This window comes from Acidovorax sp. BL-A-41-H1 (assembly GCF_051942715.1).
In genome coordinates, this window is record NZ_JBPVJQ010000013.1 from 124,739 (window position 1) to 139,684 (window position 14,946).

Sequence of the window (14,946 nt, forward strand, 5' to 3'; positions counted from 1 at the left end):
AGCTTACAACCCTACTGCGGGTATGTCGCAGGGGGGGAGCATGCTGGTTGGTGCAGCCTAGCCGCGCAGGTGTTGGCGCAGGTAGGCCTCGAACTCATCGGCGGGCAGGGGGCGGCTGAAGAGGTAGCCCTGGCCTTCATCGCAGCCTTGTTCTCGCAGGAATTCGAGCTGGCCATCGGTTTCCACTCCCTCGGCCGTGGTCTGCATGCCCAGCGCCTGTGCCATGCGGATGATGGCGCTCACGATGGCACGGTCGTTGGCATCGTCATCGAGATCGCGTACGAACGACTGATCGATTTTCAACTTGTAGATCTGGAAGCGTTTGAGGTAGCTCAGCGAGGAGTAGCCAGTGCCAAAGTCGTCCATCGACAAGCGCACGCCGCGGTCGTGCAACTGGTCCATCATGGCCAGCGCTGCGGCAGGGTCATCCACCGCGGCTCCCTCGGTCAACTCCAGCTCCAGCCGACGGGCGGGCAAACCGGCCTGTTGCAGGCAGCGCGTCACCATTTCTGGCAGTTGCGGATGGCGGAACTGCACGGCAGAGAGGTTGACCGATATCGCCCGCAAGGGCAGTTGCATGTCCAGCCACCGCTTGGCGTCGTGCACGGCGGTGTGGAGTACCCACTCGCCAATCGACACGATCATGCCGCTGCTCTCCGCCACAGGGATGAACTCTGCCGGTGACACCATGCCCAGCTCCGGGTGGCGCCAACGCAGCAGTGCTTCGGCGCCCACCACCTGGCGCGTGGCGAGTGACACTTGCGGCTGGTAGTGCAGTTCGAACTGGTTGCGCTCTAGAGCGCGGCGCAGGGCATTTTCGATCTGCAGTGCGCGGGCGGTTCTGGCCTCCAGATCGGCCGTGAAGAACCCATATCGGTTGCGCCCATTTTGTTTGGCACGGTACATGGCGGCATCCGCGCGCTGGTACAGCGTGTCAAAGGAATCGCCATCGGCGGGATACATGGCGATGCCTACGGACAAGGTGGTGGTGAGTTCGTAGGGATCGATCTGGAAAGGCTGGGCCACAGCCGTCAGCAACCGGGTGGCCACTTCGGCGGCATGGGCTGCAGAGGCCGAGGGCAGCAGCAGCAGGAACTCATCGCCCCCCAGCCGCGAGACAGTGTCCTGCGGGTTCAGCAGGGACTGCAGGCGGCGTGCCACGGCCACAAGCAGGATGTCGCCAACCCGGTGGCCAAGCGAGTCGTTCACATTCTTGAAGTGGTCCAGGTCCAGGAACAGCATCGCCAGGGTGCCACCTTTGGCCTGCTCGTCAGCGATGTGGCGCCGGGCCCTTTCGGCCAGTAAGGCGCGGTTGGGCAGTTCGGTCAGGGGGTCAAAGTGCGCGAGTCGCTGAATGCGGTCTTGCGCCTCGCGCTGCACCGTAATGTCCCGGAACAGCGTGATCGAATGGGTGGCGCAGCCATTGCCGTCGCGCACGCTGCTCACGGACAGCCATTGGGGGTAGGTGGAACCGTCCTTGCGGCGGCCCCAGGCCTCGCCTTCCCAGTGCCCCTCTTGGGTGAGGCGGGCGTAAACGGCATCGGCATCGAAGTCCGGGGTGGACTCTGCCACGGTGAGCAGGCGCACGGACTGCCCAACAGCTTCGGATTCCTGGTAGCCCGTGATGCGCGTGAAGGCCCGGTTGATGCGCACGATGGTGTGGGATGCATCTGCAACCACGATGGCTTCGCTGCTCTGGTCGAACACCTGGGCGGTCAGCAGCAGCTGTTCTTGCGAGCGTTTGCGTTCCGTGATGTCGCGCGACAAAAGGATGAAGCGGGGTATGGCGCCAGGCGAACCAGATTTGCGCGCAGCCGACAGTTCGAACCAGGTGGCACCAAGACCAGGCAGGTCCAGCACAATTTGCCGTCCGGCAGACCAGCCTTGCGCCTGGGCTTCTTTCAACACATCCATCACCGACAGTGCAGCCAGGGCAGGGAGCACATCGGTCACATTGCGCCCAATCAATTGCTCGGCGGGGGCTACAAGCAGCTCGGTACGCGGGCTGTGTACGCTGTAGTAGCGGCCATCGACGTCAAGTTCGAACAGGGGATCGGGAATGGCGTCGATGGTGGCCCGCAACTGCTGCTGAGTGGCCTGGATTTCGGAGGTGCGCTGGGCCACTTGAAAGGCCAGCCCGCGCTCATGCGCTTTCAGGGCTACAAGGAGGCGGGCCAGGAAAGCCATAAGCAGCGCAAACAGCAGGCCCAGGGCACAACGCAGCGCCAGTACGGCTGGTGTACCCCAGCCCTTGGCAGGCGCCAGGCTCAGCGTCCATTGCCCGTTGGGCAGAGTCAGTGCGCGGCCCACTGCATCGGCTCCGGGGGGCGGAGTCGATGCCGCAATGGTCTGTTCTTCGCCTGTGTCGGGCCGCACCCGCCAAAGACGGTAGTGGTAGCCGCGTTCGGTGAGTTGGGGCAGCCGGGTGGCTGCCAGTACCTCGGGCAGGCGAATGGTGACATAGGTGAAGCCCCAGAAGCTGCGCTGCCCCTGTTCGCCGTCCAGGTACACCGGCTGGCGGCCCACCACCCCAAGGCCCCCCTGCACAAGCTCGATGGGGCCGGCCAGCGTGAGCAGACCCGTATCGCGCGCGCGGATCGATTCTGCGCTTTGCCTGGGGTCGTTGAGCTGGTCAAACCCGATCAGGCTTTCATTTCCTTGGCGAGGGACAACCTGCTTCACCACTCCTCCGGGCGAGAGGCCCATGGCCGCAATGCCGGGGTAGAACGGCAGCATCTGCGTGCCCACTTCCTCAAATTGGGTGACATTGCCCCGCCCTTGCCGGACCAGCGCTACGAGTGCGTTGTTGGCCGACAGCGCCAGTTCGATCGCGCGTTGCAGCGCCTGCACATGGTCACCCGCCATGTCTGCGGCCTGGGTGCGCTGCTGGGCTCTGTCCTGTTGCTCCAGGGTCCAGATCAGCGCGCCCGCACAGAGTGCGGCCAGCGCAAACACGGCCAGGAAGGCCGTCAGAGCGCGGCGGGATGAGGGCGGGGGCTGTGCGGACATGTTGCAGCTTCCTGAACCGATTATGCAGGCCCAGGGATTGCGTGGCACCCGTCGCAAAGGGCCTCTTTGTCATGTTGCTGACATGCTGCCGACACGCTGGCGTCATGCACCAATTCCACACTCGCGGCCAGGGAAAAGGATTCCCTGAGTGGCTGGCGGCTCCAGCCGGCCCGTCCTCAAAGAAAGAGACGCTGCACCATGAATGAATTGTCCCGTCTGACCTTGTCGCCCGCTGCCGATGCCCTTGGTGCCGGCGCTTCGCATCGCCCTGCAGCTGTGTCGGGGGCTGCGAAGCCTGGCCAGGAGCGAGGAGCCATTGAGGTGACGTGGGCAAGGCATCTGGATGAGGTGCGCGCGGCGCAGCGACTCCGGTTCGACGTTTTTGCTGCTGAGATGGGCGCTCGATTGACGACCCCCATCGCAGGCCACGACGTTGATCTGTTCGACGACTACTGCGAACACCTTTTGGTGCGCGATGCCCAGAGCCAGCAAGTCATTGGGACTTACCGAGTGCTCACGCCCGCACAGGCCAGGCGGGTGGGCGGTACCTACAGCGATACCGAATTTGACCTGACGCGCTTGCGCACCCTGCGTCCCCGCATGGTGGAGCTGGGCCGCAGCTGCGTGCATCCCGACCACCGCCATGGGGGGGTGATCATGGCCTTGTGGAGCGCCCTGGCGGATTTCATGGTGCGCAACCAGCTCGACACCATGATTGGCTGCGCGAGCATTCCGATGCTGCACAACGGCGTGGTCAGTGGTGATGCCGCTGCGAGCATCTGGCAGCAGGTGCGCAAGACCCATCTTGCCGCGATTGAATACCATGTGCTCCCGCGTCTTCCCTTGCCGGTGGAGCACCTGGACAGCTCCATCGCCGTGGAGCCTCCAGCGCTGATCAAGGGCTATCTGCGCCTGGGGGCGCGCGTGCTGGGTGCTCCCGCCTGGGACCCCGATTTCAACACCGCAGACCTGCCCATGCTGATGCGGCTGGCAGACCTGCATCCCCGCTATCGCAAGCACTTCCTGGGGGCCTGATGCGCGCCGCGTTCGACGCACTCGGTCCTTGGCTGCATGAGCCCTTGGGGCCGGATGAAACCGAGCCCGACACCCTCTTGTCTGCCAGCGGGCCGCACCGGTACCGCGCCGTGTTCATTTCCGATTTGCACCTCGGTACACCAGGGTGCCAGGCCGTGGCTCTGTTGGACTTTCTCAAGCACCACCCCAGCGATCATCTTTATCTTGTGGGTGACATCGTGGACGGCTGGCAGTTGCGGCGTAAGTGGTTCTGGCCGCAGACCCACAACGATGTGGTGCAGAAGCTGCTGCGTCGGGCGCGCAAGGGGTGCCGGGTGGTGTTTGTGCCGGGCAACCATGATGAATTTGCGCGGGCGTTTGTAGGTCACTCGTTTGGCGGCATCGAGGTCGTGGCGGATGCGGTGCACACCACGGCCGATGGACGCAGCCTCTGGGTTACGCATGGAGACCACTTTGACGGTGTCATCCAGTGCGCCAAGTGGCTCGCATACCTGGGTGACAACCTGTACGAGTTCACGCTCAAGCTCAATCGTCACCTTAACACTTTGCGTGCGCGCTTGGGGTTGCCTTACTGGTCGTTGTCGGCTTACCTCAAAGGCAAGGTGAAGAAGGCCCTCAATTACGTGACGGATTTTGAAGTTGCTGTGGCCACAGAGGCGCGCCGCCGTGGTCACGATGGTGTGGTATGCGGCCACATCCACCGGGCTGAGATGCGGGAGATCGGTGGCACGCTGTACTGCAACGACGGTGATTGGGTGGAAAGCCACACCGCACTGGTAGAGCATTTGGACGGTCGGCTTGAACTGCTGCAGTGGCCCGCTGTGCCCGCGCACAGCACAACATCCTCTGTCAAAGCCGGAGCCTCCGCATGAAAATTGCTCTGCTCACAGACGCGTGGTTGCCACAGGTCAATGGGGTGGTCACGACTTTGCTGGAACTGGTGCGGGAGCTGGAAGGGGTGGGGCACGAAGTGCAGGTGGTGCATCCGGGGCTGTTCACCACGCGGCCTTGCCCTGGCTATGCGGGCATTGATCTGGCGGTGCGTCCAGGTCGCTTGGTGGCCAAGATGCTGGATGACATGCAGCCCGATGCCATCCATCTGGCTACCGAGGGGCCGCTCGGCTGGGCTGGGCGCAGCCATTGCCTGCGGCGCGGGCTGGCGTTCACGACTGCGTTTCATACCAAGTTTCCAGAGATTCTCCATGCGGCGCTGAAGGTTCCTCTGTCGTGGGGGTATGCGCTGTTTCGGCACTTCCACCGGCCTTCGTGCGGCGTGATGGTGCCCACGCATGGGGTGTTGCAGATGCTGGAGCAGCGGGGCTTTCGCAATCTGCGCCCGTGGACGCATGGCGTGGACACACAGGCTTTCCCATTCCAAGGCGCGGCCTGTCCCAGCCCGCTGGCCGGGGCTTTGGCCCACCCTGTGTCCTTGTATGTGGGGCGAATTTCCTACGAAAAGAACATTGAGGCTTTTTTGCAGTTGGACATGCCAGGCACCAAGGTGGTGTGTGGCGTCGGGCCGCTGGAGGCGCGGTTCAAGGCAAAGTACCCACAGGTGCGCTGGCTCGGTATTCTGGACCGTGCGGCTCTGGCGCAGGTGTATGCAGCAGCCGATGTTTTTGTTTTTCCGAGTCGCTCGGAAACTTTTGGACTCGTGATGCTGGAGGCCATGGCTTGCGGGACCCCCGTGGCGGCCTTTCCAGTGGACGGTCCCATGGAGGTGCTGGGGGCTCACCTGGGGCGTGTTCCCCGTGGTGGCGTGCTGCATGACAACTTGCTGACGGCCAGTCAGCAGGCACTGGCGATTCCACGCTCCGAGGCGCGCAGCCGTGCCATGGATTTCACCTGGAGCCAGGCCGCGCAGTTGTTCCAGCAATACCTTGTGCCTGCCCGCAGTGCGCCTGTGACGGGTTGTGCGACCGTCACAAAATCTGTCACATCATTGTCATCTGGTCGTTAAATACTGGGGCTATCCTGCATTTGTTGCGTTTGCGTATCCATGTTGCCTTTGCTTCCAAATGATGCTGTGTCCGTGCAGCGTGAGCGTTCAGACACTGTGGCAGATGCATCGCGGGCGCCGCTTCCCGGCGAGGGGCGCGCGCCAGAGCTACCACATGACGGGGTGCCGCCCGCGATGTTCCTCGACCGTGACCACAGCATCCTGGCGTTTAACGAGCGGGTCTTCGACTGGGCGGTGCGCGCGGACGTGCCGTTGCTGGAGCGGCTGCGCTATTTGTGCATTGTGTCGTCCAATCTGGACGAGTTCTTCGAGGTGCGCGCCGCACCCCACATAACCGCTGCCAAAAAGGGCGAAACCAAGGGGCTCTACACCGTAGGCTCCTTTGAGGCGCTCTCTATCAAGGTCCACGATCTGGTGGAGCGGCAGTACACCCTGTACAACGACGCCCTGGTGCCCGCTTTTGCTCAGCATGGCATTCGTATCGTTGGCCATGGTGACAGATCACCCGAGCAGAGGCGTTGGGTGCATGACTACTTTGTGCGCGAAGTGCGTCCTTTGTTGATTCCTGTGGGGCTGGACCCAGCGCACCCCTTTCCGCAGGTGGCCAACAAATCCTTGAACTTCATCGTTCGTCTCAAGGGACACGACGCTTTCGGGCGCGAAAACGAAATCGCCATCGTGAAGGTGCCGCGCGCGCTGCCACGCCTGATCCGCATTCCGGCGAAGGTGGCGCCCAGCGAGGCACTGTTCGTCAGCCTTTCAAGCATCATCCGCGCGCACCTGGAAGACCTTTTCCCAGGCCGGGAAGTCACCGAGTTCTCGCAGTTCCGGGTTACGCGCCACTCCGATCTGGCACTGGATGAGGAGGACGTGCGCAACCTGCGCACCGCGCTTCGCCAAGGGTTGCAGCACCGCCACTACGGGCAGGCCGTGCGGCTGGAGGTGTCGGCGGGGTGCTCGAAATTTCTTTCGGATTTTTTGCTGGCGCAGTTCGGCCTTCCGGCTGCAGCGTTGTACCGCGTGCATGGGCCTGTGAACCTGGTGCGGCTGACGCAACTCGTGGACTTGGTCAACGACCCTGCGTTGCTGTTCCCGGCCTGGAGTTCGTCGTGGCCGCGCCAGTTGCAGCCGGGGGTGTCCATCATGGACCAGTTGCGCCAGCGGGATGTGCTGATTCACCAGCCCTTCGAGAGCTTTGACGGCCTGCTGGCCTTCTTGCGCGAGGCCGTGAACGATCCGCAGGTGTTGGTCATCAAGCAGACCATCTACCGCACAGGCGCCGATTCGGAGCTCATGGACCTGTTGTCCGAGGCGGTGCGGCGGGGCAAGGAAGTCATGGCGGTCGTGGAACTGAAAGCGCGTTTTGACGAAGAGGCCAATATCAACTGGGCTGAAGCGTTGGAGTCGATTGGCGCGCAGGTGGTGTACGGCGTGGTGGGGCTCAAGACCCATGCGAAGATGCTGCTGGTCACGCGCAGAGAGGGGCGGCAGCTGCGGCGCTATGGGCATCTCTCCACCGGCAACTACAACGTGCGCACGGCCCGGTTGTACACCGATCTGAGCTACTTGACAGCCGACGAGGAAACCACCGCCGACATGGACGGGGTGTTCAACCACCTGGCCAGCCAGAATCGCCCGCCCAAGCTGCGCAAGCTCATGCTGGCGCCTTTTCATCTGCACCGCCGCATGATCGACAAGATCGAGCAGGTCGGACAGGCAGCAAGCCGGGGCGAGGACGCGCGGATCGTCGCCAAGATGAATGCACTCACGGATGAGACATTGATTCGCGCACTGATCCTCGCGGGGCAACGCGGAGCGCGCATTGACCTCATTGTGCGCGGTGCCTGCATGCTGGCTGCCCAGGTGCCGGGCGTCACGGACAACATCCGTGTGCGCTCCGTGATTGGCCGTTTTCTCGAACACACGCGTGTCTTCTATTTCCGTGCGGGCGTAGAGGAAGACCTGTATCTATCCAGTGCCGACTGGATGAACCGCAACATGATGCGCCGTGTCGAGCTGGCCTGGCCCGTCACGGACCCTGGCTTGCGTCAGCGGATCGTGGACGAATGCCTGGTTGCCTATCTGCATGATGACCGCGACGCCTGGACCCTCAACGCGCGTGGCACCTATGACCGTGCCCCGCGACCGGCGGATGGACTGGGTGCACAGAATGCCTTGATGGTGCGCTATGGGCCCGCCACGGCCATTTCCGGGGTCGAGCAAAGGGCGGAATGATGGATCTGATTCTGTGGCGTCACGCTGAAGCCGAAGAGGCTCTGGACGGCGGCGATGATCTGGCGCGGGTGCTGACTTCCCGGGGGGAGAAACAGGCTGCGCGCATGGCGGCATGGCTGGATCGGCAACTGCCGGAGGGGTTGCGCGTGCTGGCAAGCCCCGCACGGCGGACCGAGCAGACCGCCAACGCGCTGGGGCGCAAGTTCAAGATGCGGGCGGAGTTGCTTCCCGGCGGAAGTGTCGAGGATCTGCTGGAGCTGGCCCAGTGGCCTCGCGCCAAGGGCGCGGTGCTGATTGTCGGACACCAGCCTGTGCTCGGGCAGACCATTGCCCAGTTGCTGGAGTTGCAGGCCACCGAATGCGCAGTCCGAAAAGGCGCCGTGTGGTGGCTGCGTCAGCGCCAGCGGCTGGACCAGAGCCAGACGGTGCTGCTGACGGTGCAATCCCCGGAGTTCCTCTAGCTCGCGCGGCGAGCAATAGGACGCGGCGGGCGGAGCGCTTATTCGCTCTCGCTCGCTCGTCTGCCGGCTGTACGACCGTCGTTGTCTTACTTGCGGGATTTTGTGTTGGCCTTTGTCGCCGGTGCGGCGGCGGGGGCTGGGGCCTCTGCCTTGGGGCGCCCCGTCTTGATGGAGGGCACGGCCTGCAGCGCGCCGCGCAGCGCAGTGTCAGACAGGCCTGCCAATACCTTGAGGCCTGCGCGCAGCAATTCGCTCTTCTTGACTGGCTGCGCCAGGGTGGCAGCGCGCTGCTTGAGCGTTTCGATCACTGCATACTCATCCTTGGGGATGGTGAAGCTGTCGCGCACCAGTTTGGGCTTCTTGGCCTTGACGTCCTTGGCAACGACTGTCGCAGCAGCTTTGGGTGCCTTGGGTGCCACAGTTTTTTTGGTGACAGGCGCCTTTTTGGTTTCGGCTTTTTTGGCAGGCTCGGCTGCGGCGCTGGCTGCAGGTTTGGCTGCTTTGGCGGGTTTGATCGTCTTGGCAGGTTGTGCCGAAGGGGCGGGGGCTGCCGGGGAGGTCGTAGTGCCGGGTGTAGAGGTCGCGTTGGTCATGGCAATAAATCAATAAACGATATAAACAGTTTATATAGTTTATTGCCGATTGCTACGGTAGGTCAATGAGTAGCTCCCAAGGCGTTTTTTGCCAGGCCTGTGCCTCTTCACGCAGAAGGTGTGCGGACTGCGGGTACGCAGCGGCCCAGTCGGCCCGCGTGCGGACAAAGAGGCGCTGCCCATTGCGCTGCAGCGTCAGGCCGGCGGTGTCTGGGGCGCGGCGCGCGTGGCACAGGGCCACAGCAAGCCGCAGACAGAGTAGTTGAAGCACGAAGATGGGGTCATCCAGGTCCACGCCGAGCTTGCGGACCTTGCCACGCTGACCTTGCACGAGCACGCCGAGCCGGTGCAACTCAGGCACGGCAAAGCCAGCGGCATCGGTGTTGTCGAGGATGTAGGCGCCGTGGCGGTGCGCGTCGCTGTGCGAGATGAGGCAGCCGATCTCGTGCAGACGGGCTGCCCAGTCCAGTTTGCGCGATGCGCGCTCGCTGCCCTGCGGGGCTGCCTGGTCGAACAGCGCGCACGCCGTGCGTGCCACCCGCTCCGCATGTTCCAGGTCCACGCCAAAGCGGTGCATGAGCCCGTTCACGGTGGTGGTTCGAAGATCGGTCTCGGGTTGTTCGCGGTCGAGCAGGTCGTAGAGCGCGCCTTGGCGCAACGCGCCTTGCGCCACCTGCATTTCGTTGATCTCCAGAAGGTCAAAAATGGCGCGCAGCACACTGATGCCGCCCCCGATCACGGCGCGCCGCTCTTCTTTCAGCCCTTCCATGCGCAGGCGGTCGGCGCTTTGTGCGCGCAAGATGCGGTCATGAAGCCAGTTCAAGCCGTCGCGCGTAATCAGGCCTTCGGGCCCACCTGCGGCAGCCAGCACATCCCCCACGGCGCCTGCGGTGCCCGAAGACCCATAGGCAACCTCCCAGGCGTCGGGCCGGAAGGTCGCCAGGGCCTCGTCCAGCACCGCCTTGGCCGCAATTTCTGCCGCCAGGAAGGCCTGGGCCGTGAACTCGCCATGGGCAAAGTAACGCTGGGACCAGGCAACACTTCCCACGCGAAACGAGGCGACGGCGTGTGGGGTGAACTGCTGGCCGAGGATGAGTTCGGTGGAGCGTCCTCCGATATCCACCACCAGCCGCCGTTCATCCGATTGAGGCAAAAGCCGCGCCACGCCCTGGTAGATCAGGCGGGCCTCTTCGGGGCCGGAAACCACGTCGATGGGGTAGCCCAGCACTTTGCTGCCGCGCGACAGGAATTCCTCACGGTTGCGGGCTTCCCGCAGGGTTTGGGTGGCCACAGCCCGGACCTGGGCCCGGGGGAAACCTGCCAGCCGCTCGCCAAATCGCGCCAGACAGGCCCAGCCCCGCTCCATGGCGTCTTGTGTCAAGTTCCGGTTCTCATCCAGTCCGTTGCCCTGGCGCACGGTCTCCTTGAGGTATTCCACCCGTTGTATGTGACCGAACTCATAGCGCCCGATTTCAAGGCGAAAGCTGTTGGAGCCGAGGTCTACCGCGGCGAGGCGTGTGCCGTTCTGCATGGGATTCTGGTGAAAGCGTCGTGCGGCATCGTACCGCGAGCTTCTGAGGGGCTGGGGCAGCAAATCCCCTGTCAGCCGGAGCAGGGGGATTTTTTAGAACACTGGAGTGTGTGCCTCATTTATGACAAATGGGTGACTTCAGCCGGGTGTTTGTCGTCACTTGTGTGGCAACAGCCTGAGGGTGGCTATTTGTGTCACTGAATTGTCATCTTGGAGCCCTAGAGTTCAGCCTGTTCCTGTCAACCCTAGCCAAAAGGTACTGAATAATGAAACGCACATTTCTCAAAACCGTCGCTGTAGCCTTGGCCTCCCTGGCCGTTGGCAGCGCTTTCGCGGCGGATATCACCGGTGCGGGTGCCACCTTCCCCTTCCCCATGTACGCCAAGTGGGCGGAAGCCTACAAGAAGGAAACGGGGACAGGTCTCAATTACCAGTCCATTGGTTCTTCCGGTGGCATTCGCCAGATCCGTGCCAAGACCGTTGTTTTTGGTGCCACGGATGCCCCGGTGCCTGGCGCAGACCTCGACAAGGATGGCATGGTGCAGTTCCCCGCCATCATCGGCGGCACGGTGCCCGTGATCAATCTGGACGGCTTCAAGCCTGGCGAGCTGCGTGTGACCGGCCCCGTGCTGGCCGAAATTTTCCTGGGCAAGATCGCCAAGTGGAATGACGCCAAGCTGGCTGCATTGAACCCCGGCAAGACCCTGCCCGACCAGAACATCACGGTGGTCCACCGTGCAGATGGTTCCGGCACCACCTTCAACTGGACGGACTACCTGTCTGCCGTCAGCAAGGAGTGGGCGGATTCCGTGGGCAAGGGTGCGGCCGTGAAGTGGCCTGCTGCGTCTTCGGTGGGCGGCAAGGGCAATGAAGGCGTTGCAGCCAATGTGACCCGCGTGAAGGGCGCTGTCGGCTACGTGGAATACGCCTACGTCAAGAAGAACAACATGAACTTTCTGCAACTGCAGAACGCCGACGGCAAGTATGTGAGCCCGGACGACGCCACGTTTGCCGCTGCTGCCGCCAGCGCCGACTGGTTCAGCGTGCCTGGCATGGGCATTTCGATGGTGAACGCCAAGGGTGCGAACAGTTGGCCGGTCAGCACGGCCTCCTTCATCCTGATGTACAAGGACCCCGCTGACAAGGCCCAGTCGGCCGAAGTGCTGAAGTTCTTTGACTGGGCGTTCAAGAACGGCAAGGGCATGGCCGCAGAGCTGGACTACGTGCCTCTGCCCGACAGCCTGACCGCCGAGATCCGCTCCAAGGTGTGGTCGCAAATCAAGAAGTAAGCAGTCTGCTCCAAAATAGCGCCCATCGGTCGGCCTGGCTGGCCGATGGGTGCTGGTTTGTGGGGCCTCCAGAAGCCAGATGGGAGTCAACATGAGCGTGGGAACCACCATGAGTTCACAACCCGCGTCTGTCAAAGTGACGGGCGCCCCCACTAAGTCGATGGTGTCGATTGCCAAGCGGCAGCGACTTCAGGACATCTTTTTCCATCGGCTGACCCAGAGCCTCTCTTTGCTGGTGCTGGCTGCGTTGCTCGGCATCATCGTCTCGCTCTTCATTTACGCGTGGCCAGCGTTTCACAAGTTTGGCGTCCAGTTCATCTGGCGTGTGGAATGGGACATCGTCAATGAAGAATTCGGTGCCGCCATTGCCATCGTCGGCACGCTGGCGAGCGCAGGCATTGCGCTGCTGATTGCGGTGCCGCTGGCCTTCGGTATCGCCCTGTTTCTGACCGAAACCTGCCCGGTGTGGCTGCGCCGCCCGCTGGGCACGGCGGTTGAACTGCTGGCGGCCGTGCCGTCCATCATCTACGGCATGTTCGGCCTGTTCGTGTTCGCGCCGCTGTTTGCCGATTACTTCCAGATGCCTGTGCAGAAACTGCTGGGCTCCATGCCGCTGGTGGGTTTCCTGTTTGGTGGCAGCACCAATGGCTTCGGCATCCTGGCAGCGGGCATCGTGCTCGCCTTCATGGTTTTGCCCTTCGTGGCAGCCGTGATGCGCGACGTGTTCGAGATCGTGCCCCCCATCTTGCGCGAATCGGCCTACGGCCTGGGCTGCACGACCTGGGAGGTGGTGCGCCGCGTGGTGCTGCCCTACACGCAGAAGGGCGTGATTGGTGGCGTGATGCTGGGCCTGGGTCGCGCGCTGGGTGAGACCATGGCGGTGACCTTTGTGATTGGCAATGCCAACCGTATGCCCACGTCGCTGTTTTCGCCAGGTACCTCCATCGCTTCGACACTGGCCAACGAGTTTGGCGAAGCGGCGGATTTCCACCTCTCCACGCTGTTTGCCCTGGGCTTCCTGCTCTTCGTGATCACCTTTGTGGTGTTGTCGGCCGCCAAGATCATGCTGCTGCGCGCCGAGAAGGCCAAGGGCCTTTGAGCCCCCATGAAACCCTCTATCGAGACAAGCTCCATGGAATTCAACCAACAACTCTACAAAAAGCGCCAGCGCTCCAATGCCATCGGTCTGACCCTGTCCCTGGGCGCCATGGTGCTGGGCCTGTTTGTGCTGCTCTGGATCCTGAGCGTGCTGCTGACCAACGGCTTCGCTGCGCTGGATTGGAACATGTTCACCCAGTCCACGCCAGCGCCCGGCTCGGAAGGCGGCGGTCTGGCCAATGCCATCGTGGGCAGCCTGCTGATGGTGGGCTTCACCGTGCTGGTGTCTACCCCCATCGGCGTGTTGGCCGGCGTGTACTTGGCCGAATACAGTGAGCAGAGTAAGGTGGCGGAACTGACCCGGTTCGTGACCGACATCATGCTGTCGGCACCGTCCATCGTGTTGGGCCTGTTCGTCTATGCGATTGCCGTGGCCACGGTGGGCAACTTCTCTGGCTGGGCAGGCAGCCTCGCGCTGTCGCTGATCGCTGTGCCCGTGGTCGTGCGCACAACGGAAAACATGCTGCGCCTGGTGCCCGGCAGCCTGCGCGAAGCCGCCTTTGCCCTGGGCGCTCCGCGCTGGAAGGTCTCCACCATGGTCACTCTGCGCGCTGCCCGCAGCGGCGTGATGACCGGCCTGCTGCTGGCCGTGGCCCGCATCAGCGGAGAAACAGCTCCTTTGCTGTTCACGGCGCTGAACAACCAGTTCTTCAGCACCAACATGAATGCGCCCATGGCCAACCTGCCCGTGGTGATCTTCCAGTTTGCGCTGAGCCCATACGAAAACTGGGTGCGCCTGGCGTGGGGCGGCGCGCTGCTGATCACGCTCTCGGTGCTGATTCTCAACATCGTGGCGCGGGTGTTCCTGCGCGAGAAAAACCGCGTCTGACCCGGCCCGCAGACCCCACTGCAGACACTGACAAGACAGTCTCCATCTTCAGGAATTGACATGAACGCCACTGCTACCGCCACTGCCAGCAAGAACGCGCTGGAGCTGCGCAACCTGAGCTTTTTCTACGGCAAGTTCCAGGGCCTGCGCAACGTGAGCCTCAACATCGCAGAACACAAGGTCACCGCTTTCATCGGCCCCTCGGGCTGCGGCAAGTCCACGCTGCTGCGCACGCTGAACCGCATGTACAGCCTGTACCCCGGCCAGCGCGCTGAGGGCTCCATCAACTTCTACGGCCAGGACATCCTGGACCCCAAGCAGGACATCAACCTGCTGCGTGCCCGCATCGGCATGGTGTTCCAGAAGCCCACGCCGTTTCCCATGTCCATCTACGACAACATCGCGTTTGGCGTGAAGCTGTATGAAAGCCTGAGCAAGAGTGAGATGGATGACCGCGTGGAATGGGCGCTGTCCAAGGCCGCGCTGTGGACCGAAGTGAAGGACAAGTTGCACCAGAGCGGCCTGTCGCTGTCCGGCGGCCAGCAACAGCGCCTGTGCATCGCGCGCAGCGTGGCGGTGAAGCCATCGGTGCTGTTGCTCGACGAGCCCACCTCGGCGCTGGACCCGCTGTCCACCGCCAAGATCGAAGAGCTGATCGACGAACTCAAGCACGACTACACGATCGCCATCGTGACCCACAACATGCAGCAGGCCGCGCGCTGCAGCGACTACACGGCCTATATGTACCTCGGCGAAATGATCGAGTTCGGCGCCACCGAGCAGATCTTCTTCAAGCCCGAGCGCAAGGAAACCGAAGACTACATCACCGGCCGTTTCGGCTAAGGA

At 62.8% G+C, this 14,946-nt stretch carries 12 protein-coding genes; 9 read left to right on the top strand and 3 right to left on the bottom strand.

Features of this window, described 5'->3' with window-relative positions; translation table 11 throughout:
- Positions 1-57: 57 nt before the first annotated feature.
- Positions 58-3,009 carry a bifunctional diguanylate cyclase/phosphodiesterase gene (locus tag ACTPOI_RS25625; protein WP_252658276.1) on the bottom strand — a complete coding sequence of 984 codons (2,952 nt, stop codon included), beginning with the start codon at positions 3,007-3,009 and terminating at the stop codon, positions 58-60.
- A 198-nt stretch (positions 3,010-3,207) separates the two neighbouring features.
- Between ACTPOI_RS25625 and ACTPOI_RS25630 the strand changes: the two genes are divergently transcribed.
- The 5 genes from ACTPOI_RS25630 to ACTPOI_RS25650 all read left to right on the top strand — a co-directional run bounded on the left by ACTPOI_RS25630 (position 3,208) and on the right by ACTPOI_RS25650 (position 8,700).
- Positions 3,208-4,044 carry a GNAT family N-acetyltransferase gene (locus tag ACTPOI_RS25630; protein WP_094287884.1) on the top strand — a complete coding sequence of 279 codons (837 nt, stop codon included), beginning with the start codon at positions 3,208-3,210 and terminating at the stop codon, positions 4,042-4,044.
- Positions 4,044-4,916 carry a UDP-2,3-diacylglucosamine diphosphatase gene (locus ACTPOI_RS25635; protein ID WP_094287886.1) on the top strand — a complete coding sequence of 291 codons (873 nt, stop codon included), beginning with the start codon at positions 4,044-4,046 and terminating at the stop codon, positions 4,914-4,916. The genes ACTPOI_RS25630 and ACTPOI_RS25635 overlap by 1 nt, the downstream gene beginning before the upstream one ends.
- Complete coding sequence (locus ACTPOI_RS25640; protein WP_440114397.1) at positions 4,913-6,004, top strand: glycosyltransferase family 4 protein; 1,092 nt, start codon at positions 4,913-4,915, stop codon at positions 6,002-6,004. The genes ACTPOI_RS25635 and ACTPOI_RS25640 overlap by 4 nt, the downstream gene beginning before the upstream one ends.
- A 174-nt stretch (positions 6,005-6,178) precedes the next feature.
- Complete coding sequence (ppk1, locus tag ACTPOI_RS25645; protein ID WP_440114400.1) at positions 6,179-8,239, top strand: polyphosphate kinase 1; 2,061 nt, start codon at positions 6,179-6,181, stop codon at positions 8,237-8,239.
- Entirely contained in the window at positions 8,236-8,700 is a 465-nt protein-coding gene (locus ACTPOI_RS25650; RefSeq protein ID WP_440114403.1) for a SixA phosphatase family protein, read from the top strand. Before ppk1 ends, ACTPOI_RS25650 begins: the two co-directional genes overlap by 4 nt.
- Positions 8,701-8,786: 86 nt before the next feature.
- Here the strand turns inward: ACTPOI_RS25650 and ACTPOI_RS25655 are convergent, their stop codons facing one another.
- Positions 8,787-9,293 (bottom strand): hypothetical protein, encoded by a 507-nt coding sequence (locus ACTPOI_RS25655; RefSeq protein WP_440114406.1) that lies wholly within the window; start codon positions 9,291-9,293, stop codon positions 8,787-8,789.
- A 52-nt stretch (positions 9,294-9,345) separates the two neighbouring features.
- On the bottom strand, positions 9,346-10,824 hold the full coding sequence (locus ACTPOI_RS25660; protein WP_440114409.1) for a Ppx/GppA phosphatase family protein: 1,479 nt from the start codon (positions 10,822-10,824) through the stop codon (positions 9,346-9,348).
- Positions 10,825-11,090: 266 nt separating this feature from the next.
- Between ACTPOI_RS25660 and pstS the strand changes: the two genes are divergently transcribed.
- The 4 genes from pstS to pstB all read left to right on the top strand — a co-directional run bounded on the left by pstS (position 11,091) and on the right by pstB (position 14,943).
- Positions 11,091-12,113, top strand: a complete 1,023-nt coding sequence (pstS, locus tag ACTPOI_RS25665; protein WP_440114412.1) for a phosphate ABC transporter substrate-binding protein PstS — start codon at positions 11,091-11,093, stop codon at positions 12,111-12,113.
- 79 nt (positions 12,114-12,192) lie between these two features.
- Positions 12,193-13,212: a phosphate ABC transporter permease subunit PstC gene (pstC, locus tag ACTPOI_RS25670; RefSeq protein WP_063459538.1), complete on the top strand. Its 1,020-nt coding sequence runs from the start codon at positions 12,193-12,195 to the stop codon at positions 13,210-13,212.
- 33 nt (positions 13,213-13,245) lie between these two features.
- Positions 13,246-14,100, top strand: coding sequence for a phosphate ABC transporter permease PstA (gene pstA, locus ACTPOI_RS25675; protein ID WP_094287902.1), 855 nt, complete (start codon positions 13,246-13,248; stop codon positions 14,098-14,100).
- Between the two features lie 60 nt (positions 14,101-14,160).
- Positions 14,161-14,943 (top strand): phosphate ABC transporter ATP-binding protein PstB, encoded by a 783-nt coding sequence (pstB, locus tag ACTPOI_RS25680; protein WP_094287903.1) that lies wholly within the window; start codon positions 14,161-14,163, stop codon positions 14,941-14,943.
- Positions 14,944-14,946 lie beyond the last annotated feature (3 nt).

Coding starts and splice junctions, on each gene's coding strand:
- pstS (WP_440114412.1), top strand. CDS start 11,091: ATGAAACGCACATTTCTCAAAACCGTCGCTGTAGCCTTGGCCTCCCTG.
- pstA (WP_094287902.1), top strand. CDS start 13,246: ATGGAATTCAACCAACAACTCTACAAAAAGCGCCAGCGCTCCAATGCC.
- ACTPOI_RS25655 (WP_440114406.1), bottom strand. CDS start 9,293: ATGACCAACGCGACCTCTACACCCGGCACTACGACCTCCCCGGCAGCC.
- pstB (WP_094287903.1), top strand. CDS start 14,161: ATGAACGCCACTGCTACCGCCACTGCCAGCAAGAACGCGCTGGAGCTG.
- ACTPOI_RS25650 (WP_440114403.1), top strand. CDS start 8,236: ATGATGGATCTGATTCTGTGGCGTCACGCTGAAGCCGAAGAGGCTCTG.
- pstC (WP_063459538.1), top strand. CDS start 12,193: ATGGGAGTCAACATGAGCGTGGGAACCACCATGAGTTCACAACCCGCG.
- ACTPOI_RS25630 (WP_094287884.1), top strand. CDS start 3,208: ATGAATGAATTGTCCCGTCTGACCTTGTCGCCCGCTGCCGATGCCCTT.
- ACTPOI_RS25635 (WP_094287886.1), top strand. CDS start 4,044: ATGCGCGCCGCGTTCGACGCACTCGGTCCTTGGCTGCATGAGCCCTTG.
- ppk1 (WP_440114400.1), top strand. CDS start 6,179: ATGTTCCTCGACCGTGACCACAGCATCCTGGCGTTTAACGAGCGGGTC.
- ACTPOI_RS25640 (WP_440114397.1), top strand. CDS start 4,913: ATGAAAATTGCTCTGCTCACAGACGCGTGGTTGCCACAGGTCAATGGG.
- ACTPOI_RS25625 (WP_252658276.1), bottom strand. CDS start 3,009: ATGTCCGCACAGCCCCCGCCCTCATCCCGCCGCGCTCTGACGGCCTTC.
- ACTPOI_RS25660 (WP_440114409.1), bottom strand. CDS start 10,824: ATGCAGAACGGCACACGCCTCGCCGCGGTAGACCTCGGCTCCAACAGC.